We start from the raw sequence: 22317 nt of genomic DNA, 5'->3' as shown, positions 1-22317 counted from the left end.
GTTCCTACGGCACCCGCGGTGCGCCCCCGGTGGCGCTCCAGTGGTACAGCGTCATGGCCACACTGGTCGCGAGGTTGTAGCTGGAGACCTGGGGGCGCATGGGCAGCGCCACCAGGTGGTCGGCCCGCGCCCGCAGTTCCCGCGAGAGACCGCTGCGCTCGGAGCCGAACGCGAGCAGCGCGTCGTCCGGCGGCCGGAGCCCGCGGATGTCCTCGCCCTCGGGGTCCAGCGCGAAGACCGGCCCCGGCGGCAGCTCCGCCACCTCCAGCCGCTCCACGACCGTCGCGAAGTGCAGCCCGGCCCCGCCCCGCACCACCGTGGGGTGCCAGGGGTCGAGCGTGCCGGTGGTGACCACGCCGGTCGCCCCGAACCCGGCGGCCAGCCGGATCACCGCGCCCGCGTTGCCGAGGTTGCGCGGCTGGTCCAGCACCACCACCGGGGCGTGGCGGGGCCTGCGCGCCAGCGCCTCCAGACCGGCCGCCCGCGAGGGCCGTACCGCCAGGGCGGCCACCGCCGTGGGGTGCGGCCGCGCCACCAGCGACGCGTACGCCTCGGGCGGCACCTCGGCCAGCAGACCGTCCAGGGTGTCGCGCACGTCGGGCGCCAGTTCGCCGGCGAGGGCGAGGGCGGCCGCGCGGTCGGTGGTGACGGCCACCGGCACCCGGGCCCCGAACCGCAGCGCGTGCTTGAGCGCGTGGAAGCCGTCCAGCAGGACACACGGCCCGGCGTGCCGGCGCCAGGCGGCCAACGGGTCGGGCTCGGTCATGCCTTGAAGCCTACGTGGGTCTGCTCGGAGCCCTCGGGCCCCTCGGGCCCCTCCCCGGAGCGCTTGTCCCCCTCGGACCCCTCTCCGGGGCCCTCCTCGCCGGATCCGGCCCGCGGGCCCGGCACCGTGGCCGCACGGCCCGCCCCGCCCTCGCTCCCGCCTCCGCCGGGGAACCCGGCCGGCAGCCGGCCCAGCAGCCGCGCACGCGCGCGCGTGGCCCCGTCGCCCAGGCGGCGCAGGAACGACGTCGGCAGGAACACCGCGTCGGCGGCGATCATCGCCAGCGAGAAGAACGGCAGCCCGAGCGTCACGGCGATCACCGCGTGCTCGGTCATCATGGCGGCCAGCAGTACGTTCTTGACCCGCCGGTTGAACAGCGTGAACGGGAAGGCGACCTGTACGACGACCGTGCCGTAGGTGATGAGCATGACCATGGTGCCGTTGCCGGCCAGGGCGTCCGAGAGCGCGGGCCAGGGCGAGAAGTAGTCCAGGTGCAGCGGGTAGTAGACGGCCGTGCCGTCCTGCCAGCGCGAGCCCTGGATCTTGTACCACCCGGCGGTCGCGTAGATCAGACACGCCTCGGCCATGATCACGAAAAGCGCGCCGTTGTGCACGATGTCGGTGACCACGTCCAGCAGGATCCGCGGCTGGCTGCCCTCGGCCGCGCGCCCGACGACCCAGCCGATGCCCAGCGCCACCCACACCGCCCACAGCAGCGCGGGGACGAACCAGTCGCCGTCCATCCCGCCCGCGAGCGTCACGGTGAGCAGGACGAAGCCGAACACGGACCACAGCAGCGGCCCGACCCGGTCCCGGACTCGCTCCCCACGCGCGCGTGCCTCCGCGCCGCGCCGCGCCCGGCGGGCGTCCAGCGACCAGACCAGGCCGCAGCGGGTGAGGACCAGGTAGATGCTCATCAGGTGCAGGACGTTGTCGCCGCCGTCACCCATGAAGACACTGCGGTTCTGCAGCGAGAGCACCCCGACCATGAACAGCACGGACATGGTCCGGGTGCGCCAGCCCAGCAGGAGCAGCACGCTGCTCAGCACGGCCAGCGCGTAGACGATCTCGAACCAGGTCGCCGAGTCGGACCACATCAGCGCCGTGAAGGCACCGTTGTCCGCAATCAGTTGCTCGGCGAGATCGTGGCTCCAGGGGCTCTCGGGGCCGTACAGCTCGCTCCGGTGGGGGAGTTCGCGCAGCAGGAAGAGCAGCCAGGTGGCGCTGAAGCCGATACGGATCACGGCCGTCTGGTACGGGCCGAGCGCGGCGCCGGTGACGCGGGCGATGGCGCGGGAGACCGAGAGCGCGATGCCGTTCACGCGGCACCCCCGTTCGTCACGGCGCCGTCGGCCGCGCCGCCGTCCTCCGGGCCCGTGCCGCCGGGCACCGTCCACCAGGGCAGCTCGCGGTAGGCCGGCCGGTCGGAGACCTTCTCACCGGTCCACGACGGCGGCTCCACGTTGGTGGTCCGCGACCGGTACTGGACGCGCTCGACGGTCCCGCCCTCTCCGGCGGCGTCGTTCCGCTCCAGCCGCTGGACGGCGATGTGCCGCAGGTAGGTCTCGGAGAGGGTGCCCCGCATGCCCACCGGCCGGTTGTCGGAGTCGTGGCTGGAGACGAAGAAGTCCCAGGCCCGCCGGAGTTCGTTCTGCTGGGTGTGGCTCGGCAGCGGATTGCCGTCGATGGCGCGGCCGTCCTCCGCGGACAGGTCGTACCAGCCGGTCGTGCGTATCTCGCCGTCCGCCGTGCTCACGTCGGCGCGGACCTGGACCGAGATGTTCTGCTGGAGCGGGTTGGGCGCGAACAGCTTCCAGTTCTGTTCGAACTCCGGGAAGACCCACTCGTCCACCGCCTCGCCGTGCTGCTTGGTGAGGGTGTTGGACGGCGCCACGTGCAGGAACACCAGGCCTATGTGGGCGCAGACGGCGATCGCGACGACCGCGAGGGCGACCACGGCACCGACCTGGTAGCGCGGGGAGAGCGCGGCGACTCCGGTGCGGGGTGCCGCGGCCTGGGAGGCACCGGTGGCCCCGGCCGCCCCGCCGGTCTCCTCCGGCGCCCCGTCGGACCCGACCGGGTCCTCCTGCCCGTCCCGCCCCTGCCGGGCGCCCGAGCCTGTGTCGTACGCTTCCATTCCGCCCCGTTCGGTCCCGATCCGTCCATCCGCCCGCGCACCGCGGGGCGCCCGCGCGGCACAGCCCGGCCGCCCGGCCACGTTCGAACGGGAACGGTACTCAGGACCGGCCGCCCGCACATCCCCCGGCGGACCGGCCGCACCGTGGCCGTCACCACATCCGCGGGATCACGGGACAGCCTAGAGAACGTGCCCCGGCTCGCCCTTCTCGTCCACGACCGCCCGGCCGGCCGCGGCCCACTCCTGCATGCCGCCGTCGACGTTCACGGCGTCGACGCCCTGCTGGACCAGGTACATGGTGACCTGCGCCGAACGCCCGCCGACGCGGCAGAGCACGTGGATCCTGCCGTCCTGCGGCGCGGCCTCGGCCAGCTCGCCGTACCGGGCCACGAACTCGCTGAGGGGAATGTGCAGCGCCCCGGCGGCGTGACCCGCCTGCCACTCGTCGTCCTCGCGGACGTCCAGCAGGAAGTCGCCGTCCTTGAGGTCTCCGACCCCGACCGTGGGCACACCAGCTCCGAAACTCATGCCCCAGACGCTACCCGAGCCGCCGCCCGGGTCCGTGCCGCTCAGTCCCGGCCGAGCGCCGCCGCCAGCTCCGCCTCGCGCTCCCGCACCTGGGTGGCGAGCTGCTCGGCGATCTCCTCGAGGAGCCGGTCGGGGTCGTCCGGGGCCAGCCGCAGCATGGCGCCGATCGCGCTCTCCTCCAGCTCCTTGGCGAGCAGCGTCAGCATCTCCTTGCGCCGGTCCAGCCACTCCAGACGGGCGTACAGCTCCTCGCCCCGGCTCGGGCGCCGCTCGGGCACCGGCCCGGCGGCCCACTCCTCGGCCAGCTCACGCAGCTGCGCCGCGTCGCCGCGGGCGTAGGCGGCGTTGACACGGGTGATGAACTCCTCGCGCCGGACCCGATCGTCCTCCTCCTGGGCCAGGTCGGGGTGGGCCTTGCGGGCCAGCTCGCGGTAGAGCTTGCGGGCCTCCTCGCTCGGCCGCACCCGCTGCGGGGGCCGTACCGCCTGGTCCGTGAGCATCGCCGTGGCCTCCGGGAACAGCCCGTCCCCGTCCATCCAGCCGTTCAGCAGCTCCTCGACCCCGGGGATCGGCATCAGCCGGGCCCGGGCCTCGTCGGCCCGCTCCCGGTCGGCGGCGTCGCCGGTGCGCGCCGCCCTGGCCTCCAGGATCTGCGCCTCCAGCTCCTCCAGACGCGCGTACACCGGGCCGAGCCGCTGTTCGTGCAGCCGCGAGAAGTTCTCGACCTCCACCCGGAAGGTCTCCAGCGCGATCTCGTACTCGATGAGTGCCTGCTCGGCGGCCCGTACGGCCTGTTCCAGCCGTTCCTCGGGACGCGGCGCACCCCCCTGCTCGGGCTCAGCTTCGGGCGTCGTCACCCGTCCAGCCTAGGCCACGATCGGGTCCGCCCCGGCGGGCCGCGAGACCCCTCACACCCCCAGCTCGGCCGCCACCCGCCCGCTGCGCACCGCGGCGGCCAGTACGGCGTGGTCCGCCTCCGTCCGGTCGGCGTAGGCGACGGCGAAGGTGGCCACCGCCTCGTCCAGCTCCTCGTTCTTGCCGCAGTAGCCGGCGACGGCCCGCGGGTCGGCGCTGTGCGCGTGGGCGCGGGCCAGCAGGGCGCCCGTCATGCGGCCGTAGTCGTCCAGCTGGTCGGCGGCCAGGGCCGTGGCGTCGACGCTGCCCTTGCGGTTGCGGAACTGCCGCACCTGGAACGGCCGCCCGTCGACCGTGGTCCAGCCCAGCAGCATGTCGCTGACCACCTGCATCCGCTTCTGTCCCATGACCACCCGGCGGCCCTCGTGCCCGGGCTCGGGGACGTCGAAGCCGGCCGTCGCCAGGTGGGGCAGCAGCGCGGACGGCCGGGCCTCCTTGACCTGGAGGACGAGCGGTTCGCCCCGGTGGTCCAGGAGCAGCGCGACGTAGGACCGCGTGCCCACGCTGCCGGTGCCCACGACGCGGAACGCGACGTCGTGCACCGCGTACCGGGCCAGCAGCGGCAGCCGGTCCTCGGAGAGCGTGGCCAGGTACTGCTCCAGGGACGCCGCGACCGTCGCCGCCTCCGGGTCCGTCACCCGGCGCAGCACCGGCGGCGCCTCCACGAAGCGCCGCCCGCCCTCCTCGGTGGCCTCGGTCGACTTGGCCGCGAAGCGCCCGCTGGTGTTGGCCCGCGCCTTCTCGGCCACCCGCTCCAGGGTGCCGAGCAGGTCGTGGGCGTCGGTGTGGGAGACCAGTTCCTCGTCCGCGATGGCGTTCCACGCGTCCAGCGCCGGAAGCTTGGCCAGCAGCCGCATGGTGCGCCGGTAGGCACCCGTCGCGCCGTGGGCGGCCCCGCGGCAGGTGTCCTCGTCGGCGCCGGCCTCCCGGCCCGCGAGGACGAGCGACGCGGCGAGCCGCTTGAGATCCCACTCCCAGGGGCCGTGGACCGTCTCGTCGAAGTCGTTGAGGTCGATGACCATGCCGCCGCGGGCGTCACCGTAGAGACCGAAGTTCGCCGCGTGCGCGTCGCCGCAGATCTGGGCGCCGATCCCGGTCATCGGCGTACGCGCCAGGTCGTACGCCATCAGGCCCGCCGACCCGCGCAGGAAGGCGAACGGCGTGGCCGCCATCCGCCCGGCCCGCAGCGGGGCGAGCCCGGGGATGCGGCCCCGGTTCGACTCCTCGACCGCGGCGAGCACATCCGGGCGGCCGGCGTCCAGGTCCAGCGCGGCGTGCGCGGAGCGCGGGACGCGGGTGCGCACGGCCTTGCCCTCCGCCTTCGGCGAGCCCTCCGCGGGCCACCGCGCGAATCCCGGCACGACCGGCACCCGCACGCCCCCGTCCGCGCCCTCCGCGCGCGCCCCCGGCACCACCCCGGCCGCCGACTCCGTGACCGCCCCCGCCGTCGCCCCGCTCATCCCGGCCGCCTTCCCCGTACTCGTCCGTCGCGCCACGCCTGCCGATACGCGCCCCGACCGTACCTCCGGCCGAACCTGCCGTACACGCTCCGGCCCCGCTCGCATAACGCCGGGCAGAGGGCGGAACAGGAGGTGCCCGCGGCCCAGGGTGCGCGCCTACGGTTTCCAGCGCTCCCTGCCCCCGGCCCCCGACGTCCCGGACGCCGCACCTCCCGTCCGGCCGCCCCGGGGACCACCCACCGAGGAGACCGAGGAACCCCATGACCCCCGACGCCCCCACACCCCCCGACAACCCCGGCACCGGCAGCGGCACCGACCGCGCCCTCAGCCGCAAGGCACTCCTCAGGGCCGCGGTCGCCGCCGGCGCCGCCGTCCCGCTCCTCGCCACCGGCTCCGTCGCGCTCGCAAGGGACGCCGCCCGCTCCTCCACCGGCCGCACGCTGACGCCGACCCCCTACTGCGACGACGGCGACGACCCGACGCCGGACCAGATGGAGGGCCCGTACTTCAAGCCGAACTCCCCGCGGCGCACCAGCCTGGTGACACCCGGCACCGTCGGCACCCCGCTGACCGTCGCCGGCTACGTCTTCGGACGGAACTGCGCCCCGCTGCCCGGCGTGCTCCTCGACTTCTGGCAGGCGGACAACGCCGGCGCCTACGACATGGCCGGATACGCCTTCCGCGGCCACCAGTTCACCGACGCCACCGGCGCCTTCACCCTGCGCACGATCGTCCCGGGCCTCTACCCGGGCCGCACCCGGCACCTCCACGTCAAGGCGCAAGCACCCGGCCAGCCCGTGCTGACCACCCAGCTCTACTTCCCCGGCGAACCCCGCAACGCCACGGACGCGCTCTTCGACCCGGCGCTGCTGATGAACGTCCGCGCCGGGGGCGGCGGCAGGGAGGCCACCTTCGACTTCGTCCTGAACGTGGACGGCGGTCCCGGCCCCGACCCCACCGACCCGCCCACCGACCCGCCGAGCGGCACCTGGGCACCCGGCCGCTCCTACACCGCGGGCGACCGCGTGACGTACGGTGGCCGCGCCTACCGCTGCCTCCAGGCGCACACCGCGACGACGGGCTGGGAGCCGCCCAACGTGCCGGCCCTGTGGCGCCCCGAGTCCTGAGACCTTCCTCACAGCAGGCCGCTCGCGGACCACTCCCCGCGTCCCGCGTCCGGGCATGCGAAAGCCCCCCAGGTCCGAGACCTGGGGGGCTTTCGGCTGGTGCGCGAGGGGGGAGTTGAACCCCCACGCCCTTGCGGGCACTGGAACCTGAATCCAGCGCGTCTGCCTATTCCGCCACCCGCGCATTGGGTGTGTCTTCCGGTGCCCTGCCTCGCCTTGGCTTGCGGCCTGGCCCCTTCCGACACGAGAACATTAGCACGCTGCCAGGGGTGGATTCACATCCCTTCACGGCCGGGAGCAGGGCGCCCGCCCCGCTCCCGGGCACTCGTCTCGACCCGTAGCCGTTCACGTATCAACCTCGTACCGGTACGGCCCGTCTCACCAGGAGCCGGTAGGGGTCCGCAGTCAGGTGCGGGACACTGGTCTGCGGCCGCCTCTACGATCCTGGGCATGAGTACCCGAGGGAGCGCATCCCGAAGGTCCCCGGGAGTTCGAAGGACGGCTCCAGCGGGAACTCCGAGAGGCGTCGACACCCGTCGACCGGGCCGACAGGGGGAACCAGCCGATCGAGCGGCGCGTGGATACGATCAGTAAGCAGTACCAGGTGGACAGTGCACGGACGAGCGGTGCGCACACCGGCAGTACGCAAGGCAGCAGTACGCAAGGCAGTGGACAGGTCGGCAGCGACGGAGGAGGTGCCCCATGGGAGTCCTGAAGAAGTTCGAGCAGCGTCTCGAAGGTCTGGTCAACGGCACCTTCGCGAAGGTGTTCAAGTCCGAGGTGCAGCCCGTGGAGATCGCGGGAGCGCTCCAGCGCGAATGCGACAACAACGCGACCATCTGGAACCGCGACCGCACCGTCGTACCCAATGACTTCATCGTGGAGCTGAGCACGCCCGACTTCGAGCGGCTCAGCCCGTACTCGGGCCAGCTCGGCGACGAGCTGGCCGGCATGGTCCGCGACTACGCCAAGCAGCAGCGCTACACCTTCATGGGACCGATCAAGGTCCACCTGGAGAAGGCGGACGACCTCGACACCGGCCTGTACCGGGTGCGCAGCCGTACGCTCGCCTCCTCCTCCAGCAGCCACCAGGGCGGCGGCCCGGCCCCGGCGGGCCCCGCGGCCCCCCCGGCGCCCGGCGCCCCGGGCGGTGGCTACGGCTACCCGCCGGCCGCCGCGCCCACCGGCGCCCCGCCCATGCCGTCCGCGCCGCCGTCCGGCTCACGCCCCGGCGGTTACGGCTACCCGCAGCCCGCCGGCGGCCAGCAGCCACCGGCCGCACCCGCGTCCGGCGGACGCATGCGCCACTGGGTCGAGATCAACGGCAACCGCCACCAGATCTCCCGCGGGACCCTGGTCCTCGGCCGCAGCACCGAGGCCGATGTGCGCATCGACGACCCCGGCGTCTCCCGCCGGCACTGCGAGATCCGGACCGGAACGCCCTCGACGATCCAGGACCTCGGGTCCACGAACGGCATCGTGGTGGACGGGCAGCACACAACCCGCGCTACGCTCCGCGACGGCTCCCGCGTCGTCGTGGGCAGCACCACCGTTATCTACAGGCAAGCCGAAGGGTGATCCGGGGGCAATGTCAGAGCTGACCCTCACGGTCATGCGGCTGGGTTTTCTCGCCGTACTGTGGCTGTTCGTGATCGTGGCCGTGCAGGTCATCCGCAGCGACCTGTTCGGCACGCGGGTCACCCAGCGCGGAGCGCGGCGCGAAGCCGCCCGACCGCAGCAGGCCGCGCGCCAGAACCAGGCGCCTCCGCCGCAGCGCCAGCAGTCCGGCGGCGGCCGCGGCCGCCGGGGCGCGCCCACCAAGCTGGTCGTGACGGAAGGCACTCTCACCGGCACCACCGTTGCCCTCCAGGGGCAGACCATCACGCTCGGCCGGGCACACGACTCGACGATCGTGCTGGACGACGACTACGCGTCCAGCCGCCATGCCAGGATCTACCCGGACCAGAACGGGCAGTGGATCGTCGAGGACCTGGGCTCCACCAACGGCACCTACCTGGACCGGTCCCGGCTGACGACGCCGACACCGATCGGGCCGGGTTCGCCGATCCGCATCGGCAAGACCGTCATCGAGCTGCGGAAGTAGTGCTACACCAATGAAAGAGCGCGAGCGGAGCGAGCACGCGGCGGCGGCCGGCACCCCGGGCCCCGGCGCGCTCCCGACCGGAGGGTGGGCAGTGTGGCTCGACACGACCGGCTGTACCCGGAGCCGACGGGCGAGGTGCGCATGAGTCTGTCACTGCGCTTCGCCGCCGGTTCGCACAAGGGCATGATCCGGGAGGGCAACGAGGACTCCGGCTACGCCGGTCCGCGCCTGCTCGCCATCGCCGACGGCATGGGCGGCCAGGCCGCCGGTGAGGTCGCCTCCTCCGAGGTGATCTCCACCATCGTCGCCCTCGACGACGACGTGCCCGGCTCCGACGTCCTCACCTCCCTCGGCGCCGCCGTGCAGCGCGCCAACGACCAGCTGCGGCAGATGGTCGAGGAGGACCCCGCCCTGGAGGGCATGGGCACCACGCTGACCGCGCTGCTGTGGACCGGCCAGCGCCTGGGCATGGTGCACGTCGGCGACTCGCGGGCCTACCTGCTGCGCGACGGCGTCCTCACCCAGATCACGCAGGACCACACCTGGGTGCAGCGCCTCGTCGACGAGGGACGGATCACCGAGGAGGAGGCGGGCACCCACCCGCAGCGCTCCCTGCTGATGCGCGCCCTCGGCAGCGGCGACCACGTCGAACCCGACCTGTCCATCCGCGAAGTGCGGGCCGGTGACCGCTACCTCATCTGCTCCGACGGGCTCTCCGGCGTCGTCTCCCACCAGACGATGGAGGACACCCTCGCCAGCTACCAGGGCCCCCAGGAGACCGTCCAGGAGCTGATCCAGCTCGCCCTGCGCGGCGGCGGCCCGGACAACATCACCGTCATCGTCGCCGACGTCCTGGACCTCGACACCGGCGACACCCTCGCCGGGCAGCTCTCCGACACCCCCGTGGTCGTCGGCGCCGTCGCCGAGAACCAGGCCCAGATGGGCGACAACGGCATCATGCAGACCCCGGCCGGCCGCGCCGCCGGCCTCGGCCGCCAAGGCGGACAGCACGGCGGGGGCGGCGAGTTCGGCCCGCCCGGCAGCGGCGACACCACCGGATACGTCCCGGCGGGCGGCTTCGACGACTACGGCCCCGACGACTTCGTCAAGCCCCGCAGGGGCCGCAGGTGGCTGAAGAGATCCCTCTACACGGTGCTCGCCCTCGCCGTCATCGGCGGCGGCACCTACGGCGGCTGGCGCTGGACCCAGACCCAGTACTACGTCGGCACCAACGACGACCACGTCGCCCTGTACCGCGGCATCAGCCAGGACCTCGCCTGGGTCTCGCTCTCGAAGGTCCAGAAGGACCACCCCGAGATCGAACTCAAGTACCTGCCGCCCTACCAGCAGAAACTCGTCGAGGCCACCATCGCCGAGGGCGACCTGGCCGACGCGCGGGCGAAGATCGAGGAGCTGGCGGTGCAGGCCTCCGCCTGCAAGAAGCAGGCCGACCGGCGCTCCGCGGCGACCGAGGAGAACGCCAAGACGGGCGAGGGCGAGGCCGGCGGCACCACGGGAACCACCCCCGCCTCCTTCACGTCCAAGGCCTCACCGACACCCAACCCGTCGCCGAACGCGTCGGAGTCGCAGAAGGCACCCGAGTCGTCCCAGTCCCCGACCGCACCCACCCCAGGTTCCGGCCCGACCCTCTCGGAGGAAGAGCAGAAGGTCGTCTCGCTGTGCGGTAAGCAGTAGGCAAGCCGTGAGAGGCCCCGTCACACGATGAGCAGTTCTACCAACTCGACGACGCACCACACGTCCACGATCGGCGCCATCGGCGCCCCGAGCCGGCGCAACACCGAGCTGGCTCTGCTCGTGTTCGCCGTCCTCATCCCGGTCTTCGCCTACGCCAACGTGGGTCTGGCCATCAACGACGAGGTGCCCGCCGGCCTGCTGAGCTACGGCCTCGGCCTCGGCCTGCTGGCCGGCGTCGGGCACATCGTCGTCCGCAAGTTCGCGCCGTACTCGGACCCGCTGCTGCTTCCGCTGGCCACTCTGCTCAACGGGCTCGGACTCGTCGCCATCTGGCGGCTGGACCAGTCGGAGCTGCTCCAGGACATCGAGCAGGCCGGCACCGCCGCGCCGCGCCAGCTGATGTACACGGCGATGGGCATCGCCCTCTTCGTCGCGGTCATGATCTTCCTCAAGGACCACCGCGTCCTTCAGCGCTACACCTACATCTCCATGCTCGGCGCCCTGTTCCTGCTGCTGCTCCCGCTCGTACCGGGCCTCGGCAAGAACATCTACGGCGCCAAGATCTGGATCCAGGTCGGCTCCTTCTCCATCCAGCCGGGCGAGTTCGCCAAGATCGTCCTCGCGATCTTCTTCGCCGGCTACCTGATGGTGAAGCGCGACGCGCTGGCGCTGGCCAGCCGCCGTTTCATGGGTCTCTACCTGCCGCGCGGCCGCGACCTCGGACCGATCCTCGTGGTGTGGATGGTCTCGATCCTCATCCTCGTCTTCGAGACCGACCTCGGCACCTCGCTGCTCTTCTTCGGCATGTTCGTGATCATGCTGTACGTCGCCACCGAGCGGACCAGCTGGATCGTCTTCGGTCTGCTGATGTCCGCCGTCGGCGCCGTCGGCGTCGCCAGCTTCGAGCCGCACATCCAGCAGCGCGTGGACGCCTGGCTCGACCCGATGAAGGAGTACACGCTCTCCCGCGCGGGCGTCGGCGGCCACTCCGAACAGGCCATGCAGGCCCTGTGGGCCTTCGGCTCCGGCGGCACCCTCGGCACCGGCTGGGGCCAGGGCCACTCCGAGCTGATCCGCTTCGCCGCCAACTCCGACTTCATCCTCGCCACGTTCGGCGAGGAGCTGGGCCTCGCCGGCCTCATGGCGCTGCTCCTGCTCTACGCCTTGATCGTCGAGCGCGGCGTGCGCACCGCCCTCGCCGCCCGGGACCCCTTCGGCAAGCTCCTCGCCATCGGCCTCTCCGGCGCCTTCGCCCTCCAGGTCTTCGTCGTCGCCGGCGGTGTCATGGGCCTCATCCCGCTCACGGGTATGACCATGCCCTTCCTGGCCTACGGCGGCTCCTCCGTCATCGCCAACTGGGCACTGATCGGCATCCTGCTGCGCATCAGCGACACCGCGCGCAGACCGGCACCCGCCGCTCCCGCCAGCCCCGACGCCGAGATGACCCAGGTGGTCCGACCGTGAACAAGCCACTGCGCCGGATCGCGATCTTCTGCGGCCTCCTCGTCCTCACCCTGCTCATCCGAGACAACTGGCTCCAGTACGTCCAGGCCGACGACCTCAAGGAGGACGAGCACAACCGCCGGGTCGCCATCGAGCGGTACGCCAGCCCGCGCGGCGACATCATCGTCGACGGCAAGGCCATCACCGGACACGCCACCACCGAGGGCGACTTCAAGTACAAGCGGACCTACAAGGACGGCGCCATGTGGGCGCCCGTCACCGGGTACGTCTCCCAGGCCTACGGCGCCACCCAGCTCGAGTCCATCGACGACGGCATCCTCACGGGCAACGACGACCGGCTGTTCTTCCGCAACACCCTCGACATGGTCACGGGCAAGAGGCGCGAGGGCGGCAACGTCGTCACCACCCTCAACAGCGCCGCCCAGAAGGCCGCCTACGACGGTCTGAAGAAGCAGGGCGCCAAGGGCGCCGTCGTCGCGCTCGAACCGTCCACCGGCAAGATCCTGTCGATGGCCTCGTACCCGTCGTACGACCCCACCTCGATCGCCGGCAGCAACGAGGCGGCCGGGGAGGCCTGGAACAAGCTCCAGAAGAAGAACAACCCCGACGACCCGATGCTCAACCGCGCGCTGCGCGAGGTCTACCCGCCCGGCTCCACCTTCAAGGTGGTCACCGCGGCGGCCGCCCTGGAGAACGAGAAGTACACCTCGGCGGACGACAAGACCGAGACCCCGCTGCCGTGGACCATGCCGGGCACCACGACCGAGCTGAAGAACGAGGGCGACCTCCCCTGCGAGAACGCCACGCTCCGCGAGGCGCTGCGGGTGTCCTGCAACACCGTCTTCGGCAAGATCGGCTCCGACCTCGGCAACGAGAAGATGCTGGAGGAGGCCAAGAAGTTCGGCTTCACCGAGGAGCAGTTCGTCCCGGTCCGCTCCAACCCCTCCGTCTTCTCCGACGACATGGCGCCCTCCGAGGTCGCGCTCTCCTCCATCGGCCAGTTCAACACCGCCGCGACCCCGCTGCAGATGGCCATGGTCACCTCGGCGATCGCCAACAACGGCACCCTGATGAAGCCGTACATGGTCGACGAACTCCAGGCCCCGAACCTCGACACCATCGAGAAGACCGACCCCGAGGAGATGAGCAAGCCGCTCTCCCCGGACAACGCCCAGGTCCTCCAGGACATGATGGAGACCGTCGTCCAGGACGGCACGGGAACCAACGCGCAGATCGACGGCGTCACCGTGGGCGGCAAGACCGGTACCGCACAGCACGGCGTCGACAACAAGGAGAACCCCTACGCCTGGTTCATCTCGTACGCCAAGGGCGAGGACGGCAGCGCGCCGGTCGCCGTGGCCGTGGTGATCGAGGACGAGAACGCCGTACGCGACGACATCTCCGGCGGCGGCCTCGCGGCACCGATCGCGAAGAACGTCATGGAGGCCGTCATCGACAGCAAGAAGTAATCGCACCATGAACGGGACGTGACTCCGATCACGTCCCCTTCACATCGGCGCACGTTGCGATACCGGTCCTGTATCGGCTGCCGGGCTTGGCCAAGGCACACAGAGCGAGCCGGGTACCGTAGGCCGGACGGCAGCCTCCGACCGTACAAGCATGCCGGTCGGGACCGACGGAGAGGGCTGGTAGGTAGTTATGGAAGAGCCGCGTCGCCTCGGCGGCCGGTACGAGCTGGGCCCGGTGCTCGGCCGTGGTGGCATGGCGGAGGTTTACCACGCTCATGACACCCGGCTCGGACGCCAGGTGGCGGTGAAGACGCTGCGCGCGGACCTCGCGCGCGACCCGTCCTTCCAGGCCCGCTTCCGCCGGGAGGCCCAGTCGGCCGCCTCGCTCAACCATCCCGCGATCGTGGCGGTCTACGACACGGGCGAGGACTACATCGACGGGGTCTCCATCCCGTACATCGTCATGGAGTACGTCGACGGCTCCACACTCCGTGAGCTGCTCCACTCCGGCCGCAAGCTGCTGCCGGAGCGGACGCTGGAGATGACCATCGGCATCCTCCAGGCGCTGGAGTACTCGCACCGGGCCGGCATCGTCCACCGCGACATCAAGCCCGCCAACGTCATGCTCACGCGCAACGGCCAGGTCAAGGTCATGGACTTCGGCATCGCCCGCGCGATGGGCGACTCCGGCATGACCATGACGCAGACCGCCGCGGTGATCGGCACCGCCCAGTACCTCTCCCCGGAGCAGGCCAAGGGCGAGCAGGTCGACGCGCGGTCCGACCTGTACTCCACGGGCTGCCTGCTCTACGAGCTGCTGACCGTGCGGCCGCCCTTCGTCGGCGACTCCCCGGTCGCCGTCGCGTACCAGCACGTACGTGAGGAACCGCAGGCGCCGAGCGTCTTCGACCCCGAGATCACGCCCGAGATGGACGCGATCGTGCTGAAGGCGCTGGTCAAGGACCCCGACTACCGCTACCAGTCGGCCGACGAGATGCGGGCCGACATCGAGGCGTGCCTCGACGGCCAGCCGGTCGGCGCGACCGCCGCGATGGGCGCCATGGCCGCGGGGGGCTACGGGGCGTACCCCGACGACCAGCCGACCACCGCGCTGCGCTCGGACGGGGGCGGCGGCGCCACGACCATGCTGCCGCCCATGAACCCGGACGACGGCGGCTACGGCTACGACGACCGCCCCGACCGGCGCCGGCAGCAGCCGCGCAAGTCGAACACGTCCACGATCTTCCTGGTCCTGGCGGGCGTCCTCGTCCTCGTCGGCGCCATCCTGATCGGCAAGTACGCGTTCAGCGGGGACGGCGGACCCGGCAACGACAAGGTCGACGTCCCAGGATTCATCGGGCAGACCAAGGCCGACGCCGACCAGTTGGCGATCAACGCCGACCTCAAGCTGGCCTTCACGCAGAAGCCCTGCGAGGACCAGAAGAAGGGCAACATCTGCGACCAGGACCCCAAGCAGGGGACGTCGGTCGACAAGCAGTCCACCGTCAACCTGGTCGTCTCGACCGGCGCCCCGAAGGTCGCCGTGCCGAACGTCATCGACAAGGACGTCGACACGGCCACCGAGCAGCTGAAGAACAAGGGCTTCGAGGTCGAGACCAAGCAGACCGAGTCCTCCCAGGACGAGGGCACGGTCCTCAGCCAGGACCCGGACCCGGGCAGCGAGCTGGAGAAGGGCTCCACGGTGACCCTGGAGGTCGCCAAGGCCGAGGCGAAGGCCACGGTGCCGGACGTGGTCGGCCGCAGCTGCGACGAGGCCAAGGCCCAGATGCAGAACAACGACCTGGAAGCCACCTGCACCGACCAGCCGACCCAGGACCCGAACCAGGTCGACAAGGTGATCTCCACCACACCCGCGGCGAACCAGCAGGTCGACAAGGGCTCCAAGGTCACGATCGTCGTCGGCAAGGCCGTGGCGAAGACGAAGGTGCCGGAGGTCCGCACCAAGACGCTCGCGGAGGCTCGGCAGATCCTGCAGCAGAGCGGCTTCGCCAACGTCCAGGTCGCACCGAACGCCCCGGGGGATGACAACGCGACCGTGATCGCCATGGACCCGCAACCCGGCACCGAGGTCGACGACCCCGCCGCCACCCCGATCACCCTCACCACCGTGGGCGGCAACGGCGGCAACAACGGCGGTAACAACGGAGGCATCATCGGCGGCCTCCGCGGCGACGACTGACCCGCGCCGCACCCGGCAACGAAGAGCCCCGGCCCCTCAGCGGAGGGACCGGGGCTCTCGTCTGCCCGGAGCGGAACCGGGCGCCGTCCTACGCCGAGCGCCGGGCGAAGGCGCGGGCCTTCTCACGGCGTGCCGGGTCGAACGCGTCGGTCGCCCCGGCACCCTCGTCTCCGGGGCCCCTCCGCCAGCCCTCGATCTTGCGGGCGACACCCTTGAGCCGCGGATGTCCGGGCTTCACGGCGATCTCGAAGTGGGACTCCTTGACCGGCGTGAGATCGCCGCCCCAGGAGACGACGCCGTCCAGTTCGGCGAGGATGTCCCGCACCACGACCAGCTCGTTCGGGTACAGGCCGTCGCGCGCCCCGGCCGGATACGAGAGGGGCCGCACGGCGATCGCCGTACCGGACAGGTAGTTCGACTCGTACTCCTGCGCGACCCGGCGGTCGGCCGTCCACCCGTGGATCTCGCCGGCCCGCAGCTCGCCGATCTCGTAGTGGAAGCGCCGCGCGACGTGCAGCAGGACCACGGCGGCGTCACCGCCGGCGAGTCTCACCTTCTGGTCACTGCCCTCGACGCCGAACGTCTCCGGGGCCTCCAGGAGCGGCCAGCCGTTGCTGCTGCGCTCCCCGGCCCAGGAACCGGCCGCACCGGCCGGCTCGGCCGCGACGGCCGCCGTGGCGGGCAGCAGCGAGGTCAGGGCCGCCGCACCCGCCACACCGGCCGTCGCCCCCACGAAGCGGCGCCTCGTCAGTTCGCCCATCATCATCTGTCTCTCCTTGGTCTCAGAGCGGTCGCCACCGCGGCGGCGAGGCAGAGCACGCCCGCCGCCGCCAGCAGGACGAAGAACACAATGGCCGGATTGACCCAGGAGGGAACGAGGTCGAAGTTCTCGTTGCACTTGCTGTGCAGCGGGAACCAGCGGCTGAACTCTTCCGCGTGCGCTTCCCGGTAGGCGTCGTCGTAGCGGACGCCGTGACCGTGGACACAGGCCTCCTCGACGTCGAGCCCTCCGGAGAGGATCCCGGTCAGGTAGGCGGCCGCGAACCCGACGACACCGGCCGACAGAGCGGCCACACCCAGTGACAGCCAGGTACGGGGCCGCGCCCACGCGCCCTCGCGGACGGCCCGGACGCCACTACGGCCTCCGGCGACCATCCCGACGCACAGGATCCCCAGCACGGCGGCGACAACGATGCCACCGGTGCCGAGCAGGAACAGCAGCGCGACGCCCATCACCGCCAGCCCGCCCAGGTAGGCGAGCCGCTCGGGCCGGAAGGTCTTGTTCCCCGGGGTCATCCGTCAGCCCTTGGCGGAACGCGCGGCAGCCCGGCCGCGGGCCGCCTTGAGGAACGCCTCGTGATTGGCCCGGTACTGCGCCGCCTTCTTCTTCTCCATGCCCATGCGGGCGAGAAGGGCGTCCACGAATCCCTGCTCGAAGTTCTGCAGCTTGTCGAAACCACCCGGAGCATTCTGGTACACGGCCGGCAGCACGGCGCCCTTCAGGCTGATCAGCTGCTTGCGGGCCGGGCCCAGGACGGTGTCGGAGGCGGTCAGGGCGTTGTGCGCGGACTGCTTGCAGTCGGTGGCGTTGCCCCAGCGCTGCGTGAAGTAGTCGTTGAAGCGGGTCAGACCGCCGCCCCCCTGCTGGTACAGCGCCTTGACCGCCTCGACGACCGTCTTGTTCCCGCGGACCGCGCGGGCGATCAGATAGCCGTCGGCGTCCTCGATGAGGTCGTTGAAGCCGAACGAGGACGACACCCCGGGGACGGCGAGCCTGGCGTGGCAGAAGGCGAGCGGATCGGCGTACTCCGTCTCGGAGTTGCGCCAGTCCGACCAGAACGTCATCAGGTCGCCGGCCCAGCCGCCGACGTCACCGCCGTTGGCACCCTGGCGGTCGGACGGCTGGTCCGTCAGGAGGTGCGCGTTGGCCGTGGCCATCATGTGCTCGGCGCCCAGGTCATAGCCGGTGAAGGGATCCTTGAAGGACTTCCTGATGGACATGCCCTGCGCGTTGCAGTAGTCGACGAACCCCTGGTCGAACCCGCCGATGAGATACCACCAGCCGATCTTGTTCAGGGTGTCCTTGTCGCCGTACTCGTAGTGGCGGATGTACTCCATCACGAGCTGGCTGCGCTTCTGACCGGTCGCCCCGTAGGAACCGGCCAGGTCGTACAGCTTCTGGACGTAGGCGATGAAGTCGTCGGCCGGTCCGGCCTGGTCGTTGACCGAGCCCACACCGCGGTCGAGACCGGAGATCACGTCGCGGTCCAGGTCGAAGGTGTCCGACCCGTTCTGGACCTTGAACTCCTTGATCTGGTTGAACGACCAGTTGCGCGGGATCGGGAAGCCGAGGTTGCCGGAGAAGCCCCAGGACATGCCGGAGACGAACGAGTACCGGGCGAACGTCTTGTTGGTGACGTTGATGCAGACGTTGCGGGAGCCGTAGACGCCGTGGTTGTACTTCTTGCCCTTGCTGGCGAGCGCGGCCTGTACGCCGTGGAAGTAGACGATGATGCCCTTCGGAGAGCCGTCGATGGCCTCCTGGGTGGCGTCGTAGTCGACCGCGAAGTAGATCGTGGTGCCGGGGTTGAAGCCGTACCCGCTGGCCAGCTCGTGGGCGTTCAGGCCGTGCTGGTACCCGTTGGCGTACGTGAAGTCGTCCAGCTCGCGGGCGTTGTCCTGGTAGATCGGGAAGACGCGCAGCCCGTGCGAGAAGATCGTGTCCAGCTCGCCCGGCTTGATCTCCTTGTCCAGAGTGGAACCCGGCGGATCGTAGATGTAGCGGCCCACGATCTCGTACTTGTTGTCCTTGAGCCACTTCGCGCGCGACGGGGTGATCTCGTAACGCGTGTCCGAACCCGTGGCCGGGCGGTCGGGGTCGCCCATGGAGACCAGGAGCTGCGACCAGGTCTGGAAGTCGCCGTCGCCGTTGACCTCCAGCTTGTTGAACTTCTGGAAGGCGCTGACCCATTCGGCGAGCTTGCCGTCGAAGGTGGAACGCCAGGTGGTGGGGACCGCGTTGAGTTCACCGTCGTAGGTGGGGGAGTTGAACACGCAGGCGGCGGAGAATATCTGCACCAGCGTGCCGGACGCGCCCTCGGCGACCGGGTGGGACCGCAGCCCCGCCTGCGTCGCGGGTCCGTAGTTCCCGTTCGGCGCGGCGATGCCCAGCTCGTACTGGAGGGCGACCATCAGCGACTTCTGGACGTCACGGGAGTAGATGCCGTCCGCGGGACCGATGCTGTAGGCGCTCCGGTCCCAGTAGCGCCCGTTGAGCCACCGCTGGATCCCCTGGACCTCCTCGCTGCCGCCCGCGACGACGACGTAGGCGTCCATGTTGAGGATGGCCTTGATGATCTTGACGTTGAGGACTCCGTCGCCCTCCGGGAGGCCCATGTTGGAGCGCAGCTCCTTGACGGCCTCCCGGGTGACGCCGGTGAACCAGCCCTCGCTCTCCGGCTCGACGGCCCAGTAGCCCTTGCACCACATGCCGAACTGGATGCAGGCCAGCAGGTCGCGGTTCACCTCCCAGCCGAACCCGATGTCGCCCAGGGCCTCGACGCGGGAGTACGTCCCCGGGCCGAAGCTCGCGACGACGGGGCTGATGCCGAGTTCATGCTGGAGCCCCATCGTGAGGCTGTACATGGTCGACCAGCCGGTACGGCCGTCTTCGGGGCAGCGCTGGTAGCCGGCGACGCTGCCGTACTTCTCGTTGACCCACTTCTGGGCTCTGAGGACTTGCTGATCCATGCGGGATCCTCTCTGCGGGACGGGGAGGAGCTGGGACGTGCGGGTGGTCCGGGGACGGATCAGCAGCGCGGGCCGTAGCTGCGCTTGCCGTTGATGAGCCAGGTCGTGTCCTTCTCGTTCCGCAGCATGTACGCGGCGGTGAAGCACCCCGTGTCGGTGATGCGGATCGGGCCCGCGTAGGTGGCGTAGTCGCCGTGGTCGGTGCCGCACCCGGGCCCGCCGGTCTTGCCCGGACAGACGTTGAAGTACATCTCGTTCGCCCCGCCGGGCGTGCCGTTGTAGAAGACGACGCACAGGTAGCCGGTGCCGCCGGCGTACGCGACCATGTCGCCGTCGTCGTTGCCGCTGTCGCCCGGCAGCCGGCCGTCGACGTAGGCGATGGTCTGGTACGGCCCGCCGCAGGGGTTGGACGCGGCCTGGGCAGGCGCCGCGCCGAGCGGCAGGAGGGCGGCGGCGAGGGCGAAGACGCCGGCGACCACGGACTTCTTGTTCATGCGGGAGTTCCCCTTGACATCGTTTTCGAGCACGTTTCGGGCATGCCGAAGCCGCTCCGGCAGACCGGAGCGGCTGCTTCTGCGTGACTGGGCGGAAACCGGCGCGACCGGACGGCGGGAGCGGGACGCTGCGAAGTACCGCTTCAGCGGCACGAGTCCGGCGAGGCCCGCCAGATACGGGCACACAACAGCACGGAATCCATGGACATCACTTCCCCCCAGGTGGTCAGCCCGGGGAGCACCTTATCCGACGTACGGGACATGACAAGCAACAAAGCGGCGCAGCTCAGCGCGGCGCTGCGGAGATCGTGTCTTCATATGTCATGACTCGTTGACTCTGGTTGACCACACGTCCCGACAGGGGGAGGAACGACAATGATCAACGAGACGGCTCTACTGGAATCCCCAGCCCTGCGCAGCAGCGTCCTGGAACGCACGGACGTACTCGACCGAGTGAAGGCACTGTCCCTGCTGCCGGACGGCATGCACGTGACTACGGCGATGGTGGCGAAGTACTTCAGCGTCACAGTGGAAGCGGTCCGTGCCCTCGTCCACGATCACCGAGCGGAGATGGAAGCGAGTGGATACCGAGTGCTGACAGGACAGGAACTGAGTGACTTCAAGCAACTCAGTGACATCCGGTCGCACACACGGTCCCTCGCCCTATTTCCCCGCCGAGCCGTCCTCAACGTCGCCATGCTGCTCCGCGACAGCGAAGTCGCACGTCAGGTGCGTGTCTACCTCCTGGACATGGAGTACCTGGCGCGCACACAGCCTGTGGAAAACCCGGCCCCGACAGACCCCGCCGCCCTCGACACCCGCATCGACCAGCGCATCACCCACATCCTCGGCCGCACCGTCGTACCGATGTTCAACGCCCTCATCGCCACCTCCGGCGAACACCGCCGCGAGCTCATCGAACTCCGCGCGGACATCGAGAACGTCGAGCGCAAACTGTGCTGGCACCACAAGCGCCTCGCCACCCTGGAAGGAGACACCCCCGCCGACGACGTCAGGGCGAAACTCAACGCGATGACCTGGCGGGCGTTCGAGCACCACGTCGCCGGCCTGCTGCGCCGCGACGGCTGCGTCGACGTCGTCGTACGGCAGGCCCGCACCGACCGCGGCATCGACATCACCGGCCGCACCGCCGACGGACGCACCGTCGCCGTCCAGTGCAAGAACAGGTCCGGCCGCTGGACCGTACCCAGCGCCGACATGCAGAAGTTCGCGGGCGCGGCACGCGCCATCGACCAGGCGGACGTCGCCCTGTTCGTCGCCACCTCCAACTTCAGCCACGAATCAGAGGCTGTCGCCAAACTCAGCGGAGTCATCACCGTGAACCGCGAAGAGCTGGAGGCCTGGAGCGCCGGAGTGCTGCTCAAGGCGCTGCGGTAGAGCACTGGGTTGCTTCGAGCAACTCAGTCATGTCACCGCAACTCCGCCGGCGGCGTCCGATCCCCGTCCACCTTCTCCGTGCGGACCAGTTCGCCCCAGACCACGTACCGGTACTTGCTCGTGTACACCGGGGTGCAGGTCGTCAGGGTGATGTAGTGGCCGGGCTTCTTCTTGCCGGACTCGAGGGGGACCTGGTCGAGGACCTTGACGTTGAACTTCGAGGTCTCGCGAAGGACCGCGTAGGTCTTGTAGACGTACCAGGTGTCCTTCGTCTCGAAGACGATCGGATCGCCCTCGTCGATCTTGTCGATCTTGTGGAACTTCGCCCCGTGCCCGTCGCGATGGGCCGCGAGCGAGAAGTTGCCCTCCTTGCCCGAGGTGGGCAGCGTCGCCTTCACCGGGTCCGTGTAGTAGCCGGCCACGCCGTCGTTGAGGATCTTCATCGACGTGCCCTTCTCCACCAGGATGTCGCCCTTGCCCATGGCCGGGACGTGGAGGAAGCCGATGCCCGCCTTGGTGTCCAGCGCGCCGGGACCGTCCGGGCCCACGCGGTCCTGGGCCCAGTTGTCCCGGACCTTGTCCGCCTGCTTGTCCGCCGCGCGGTCGGCGACCACGTTCGTCCACCAAAGGGAGTAGACGACGAACAGGCCCATCACCAGCCCCGCGGTGATGAGGAGTTCACCGAAGACGCTCACCGCGCGCGCGACGATCCGCCCGGGACCCCGCCCGCGCCCGCGCGCGGCGGCCCGCTCGCGCTGCTCCGACTGCTCCGAGTCGTGCTCCGTGTCGGTGGTCGCTGCCACTGGTCAT

Annotated in this window: 19 protein-coding genes and 1 tRNA gene; 8 read left to right on the top strand and 12 right to left on the bottom strand. The window is 70.7% G+C overall.

From position 1 onward, the window contains the following. Positions 1-4: 4 nt before the first annotated feature. The 6 genes from ACZ67M_RS21610 to ACZ67M_RS21585 all read right to left on the bottom strand — a co-directional run bounded on the left by ACZ67M_RS21610 (position 5) and on the right by ACZ67M_RS21585 (position 5806). Positions 5-766 (bottom strand): TrmH family RNA methyltransferase, encoded by a 762-nt coding sequence (locus ACZ67M_RS21610; protein ID WP_392011260.1) that lies wholly within the window; start codon positions 764-766, stop codon positions 5-7. After that, on the bottom strand, positions 763-2088 hold the full coding sequence (locus ACZ67M_RS21605; RefSeq protein WP_392011257.1) for an HTTM domain-containing protein: 1326 nt from the start codon (positions 2086-2088) through the stop codon (positions 763-765). Before ACZ67M_RS21605 ends, ACZ67M_RS21610 begins: the two co-directional genes overlap by 4 nt. Next, entirely contained in the window at positions 2085-2903 is an 819-nt protein-coding gene (locus ACZ67M_RS21600) for a DUF5819 family protein (RefSeq protein WP_469852254.1), read from the bottom strand. Before ACZ67M_RS21600 ends, ACZ67M_RS21605 begins: the two co-directional genes overlap by 4 nt. Before the next feature lie 180 nt (positions 2904-3083). Then, positions 3084-3413 (bottom strand): rhodanese-like domain-containing protein, encoded by a 330-nt coding sequence (locus ACZ67M_RS21595; protein WP_361357216.1) that lies wholly within the window; start codon positions 3411-3413, stop codon positions 3084-3086. Positions 3414-3472: 59 nt separating this feature from the next. Then, positions 3473-4288: a hypothetical protein gene (locus ACZ67M_RS21590; protein WP_361356816.1), complete on the bottom strand. Its 816-nt coding sequence runs from the start codon at positions 4286-4288 to the stop codon at positions 3473-3475. A gap of 51 nt (positions 4289-4339) precedes the next feature. Beyond that, positions 4340-5806, bottom strand: coding sequence for a DUF2252 domain-containing protein (locus ACZ67M_RS21585; RefSeq protein ID WP_469852252.1), 1467 nt, complete (start codon positions 5804-5806; stop codon positions 4340-4342). A 260-nt stretch (positions 5807-6066) separates the two neighbouring features. Here ACZ67M_RS21585 and ACZ67M_RS21580 point away from each other — a divergent pair, with 260 nt between their 5' ends. Next, positions 6067-6933, top strand: a complete 867-nt coding sequence (locus ACZ67M_RS21580) for a carbohydrate-binding protein (RefSeq protein WP_469852250.1) — start codon at positions 6067-6069, stop codon at positions 6931-6933. Positions 6934-7030: 97 nt separating this feature from the next. On the opposite strand, the gene ACZ67M_RS21575 is transcribed toward ACZ67M_RS21580, so the two are convergent. Further along, a tRNA-Leu gene (locus tag ACZ67M_RS21575) sits at positions 7031-7117 on the bottom strand. 518 nt (positions 7118-7635) lie between these two features. On the opposite strand from ACZ67M_RS21575, the gene ACZ67M_RS21570 reads away from it, so the two are divergent. The 6 genes from ACZ67M_RS21570 (at position 7636) to pknB (ending at position 15865) form a co-directional block, all read left to right on the top strand. Further along, entirely contained in the window at positions 7636-8511 is an 876-nt protein-coding gene (locus tag ACZ67M_RS21570; protein WP_469852248.1) for an FhaA domain-containing protein, read from the top strand. Positions 8512-8521: 10 nt separating this feature from the next. After that, a complete protein-coding gene (gene fhaB, locus ACZ67M_RS21565) occupies positions 8522-9037 on the top strand; it encodes an antibiotic biosynthesis regulator FhaB (RefSeq protein WP_114528370.1) in 516 nt (171 codons plus the stop codon). A 141-nt stretch (positions 9038-9178) separates the two neighbouring features. Beyond that, positions 9179-10732: a Stp1/IreP family PP2C-type Ser/Thr phosphatase gene (locus tag ACZ67M_RS21560; protein WP_361356805.1), complete on the top strand. Its 1554-nt coding sequence runs from the start codon at positions 9179-9181 to the stop codon at positions 10730-10732. Between the two features lie 27 nt (positions 10733-10759). Then, positions 10760-12196, top strand: coding sequence for an FtsW/RodA/SpoVE family cell cycle protein (locus ACZ67M_RS21555; RefSeq protein WP_122616596.1), 1437 nt, complete (start codon positions 10760-10762; stop codon positions 12194-12196). Further along, positions 12193-13665 (top strand): peptidoglycan D,D-transpeptidase FtsI family protein, encoded by a 1473-nt coding sequence (locus tag ACZ67M_RS21550; RefSeq protein WP_467320479.1) that lies wholly within the window; start codon positions 12193-12195, stop codon positions 13663-13665. The genes ACZ67M_RS21555 and ACZ67M_RS21550 overlap by 4 nt, the downstream gene beginning before the upstream one ends. 190 nt (positions 13666-13855) lie before the next feature. Continuing rightward, complete coding sequence (gene pknB / locus ACZ67M_RS21545) at positions 13856-15865, top strand: Stk1 family PASTA domain-containing Ser/Thr kinase (RefSeq protein ID WP_469852245.1); 2010 nt, start codon at positions 13856-13858, stop codon at positions 15863-15865. 88 nt (positions 15866-15953) lie between these two features. On the opposite strand, the gene ACZ67M_RS21540 is transcribed toward pknB, so the two are convergent. The 4 genes from ACZ67M_RS21540 to ACZ67M_RS21525 are packed head-to-tail and all read right to left on the bottom strand — an operon-like array spanning position 15954 to position 20109. Beyond that, positions 15954-16625, bottom strand: a complete 672-nt coding sequence (locus tag ACZ67M_RS21540) for a hypothetical protein (protein WP_385865860.1) — start codon at positions 16623-16625, stop codon at positions 15954-15956. 2 nt (positions 16626-16627) lie between these two features. Further along, positions 16628-17161, bottom strand: coding sequence for a hypothetical protein (locus tag ACZ67M_RS21535; RefSeq protein WP_385803325.1), 534 nt, complete (start codon positions 17159-17161; stop codon positions 16628-16630). A gap of 3 nt (positions 17162-17164) precedes the next feature. Further along, positions 17165-19615, bottom strand: a complete 2451-nt coding sequence (locus ACZ67M_RS21530) for a glycoside hydrolase domain-containing protein (protein WP_361356795.1) — start codon at positions 19613-19615, stop codon at positions 17165-17167. 59 nt (positions 19616-19674) lie between these two features. Further along, positions 19675-20109 (bottom strand): hypothetical protein, encoded by a 435-nt coding sequence (locus ACZ67M_RS21525; protein WP_469852242.1) that lies wholly within the window; start codon positions 20107-20109, stop codon positions 19675-19677. A 375-nt stretch (positions 20110-20484) separates the two neighbouring features. Here ACZ67M_RS21525 and ACZ67M_RS21520 point away from each other — a divergent pair, with 375 nt between their 5' ends. Next, a complete protein-coding gene (locus tag ACZ67M_RS21520) occupies positions 20485-21507 on the top strand; it encodes a restriction endonuclease (protein WP_469852240.1) in 1023 nt (340 codons plus the stop codon). A gap of 32 nt (positions 21508-21539) precedes the next feature. Here the strand turns inward: ACZ67M_RS21520 and ACZ67M_RS21515 are convergent, their stop codons facing one another. Continuing rightward, on the bottom strand, positions 21540-22310 hold the full coding sequence (locus ACZ67M_RS21515; protein WP_467320475.1) for a class E sortase: 771 nt from the start codon (positions 22308-22310) through the stop codon (positions 21540-21542). Between the last annotated feature and the right edge of the window lie 7 nt (positions 22311-22317).

This window comes from Streptomyces sp. NPDC107500 (genome assembly GCF_055582785.1).
The sequence above is the reverse complement of the archived record's forward strand: the minus strand, read 5'-3'. Positions and strand labels throughout refer to the sequence as shown.

Coding starts and splice junctions, on each gene's coding strand:
- ACZ67M_RS21610 (WP_392011260.1), bottom strand. CDS start 766: ATGACCGAGCCCGACCCGTTGGCCGCCTGGCGCCGGCACGCCGGGCCG.
- ACZ67M_RS21600 (WP_469852254.1), bottom strand. CDS start 2,903: ATGGAAGCGTACGACACAGGCTCGGGCGCCCGGCAGGGGCGGGACGGG.
- ACZ67M_RS21585 (WP_469852252.1), bottom strand. CDS start 5,806: ATGAGCGGGGCGACGGCGGGGGCGGTCACGGAGTCGGCGGCCGGGGTG.
- ACZ67M_RS21580 (WP_469852250.1), top strand. CDS start 6,067: ATGACCCCCGACGCCCCCACACCCCCCGACAACCCCGGCACCGGCAGC.
- ACZ67M_RS21570 (WP_469852248.1), top strand. CDS start 7,636: ATGGGAGTCCTGAAGAAGTTCGAGCAGCGTCTCGAAGGTCTGGTCAAC.
- fhaB (WP_114528370.1), top strand. CDS start 8,522: ATGTCAGAGCTGACCCTCACGGTCATGCGGCTGGGTTTTCTCGCCGTA.
- ACZ67M_RS21560 (WP_361356805.1), top strand. CDS start 9,179: ATGAGTCTGTCACTGCGCTTCGCCGCCGGTTCGCACAAGGGCATGATC.
- ACZ67M_RS21555 (WP_122616596.1), top strand. CDS start 10,760: ATGAGCAGTTCTACCAACTCGACGACGCACCACACGTCCACGATCGGC.
- pknB (WP_469852245.1), top strand. CDS start 13,856: ATGGAAGAGCCGCGTCGCCTCGGCGGCCGGTACGAGCTGGGCCCGGTG.
- ACZ67M_RS21540 (WP_385865860.1), bottom strand. CDS start 16,625: ATGGGCGAACTGACGAGGCGCCGCTTCGTGGGGGCGACGGCCGGTGTG.
- ACZ67M_RS21535 (WP_385803325.1), bottom strand. CDS start 17,161: ATGACCCCGGGGAACAAGACCTTCCGGCCCGAGCGGCTCGCCTACCTG.
- ACZ67M_RS21530 (WP_361356795.1), bottom strand. CDS start 19,615: ATGGATCAGCAAGTCCTCAGAGCCCAGAAGTGGGTCAACGAGAAGTAC.
- ACZ67M_RS21525 (WP_469852242.1), bottom strand. CDS start 20,109: ATGAACAAGAAGTCCGTGGTCGCCGGCGTCTTCGCCCTCGCCGCCGCC.
- ACZ67M_RS21520 (WP_469852240.1), top strand. CDS start 20,485: ATGATCAACGAGACGGCTCTACTGGAATCCCCAGCCCTGCGCAGCAGC.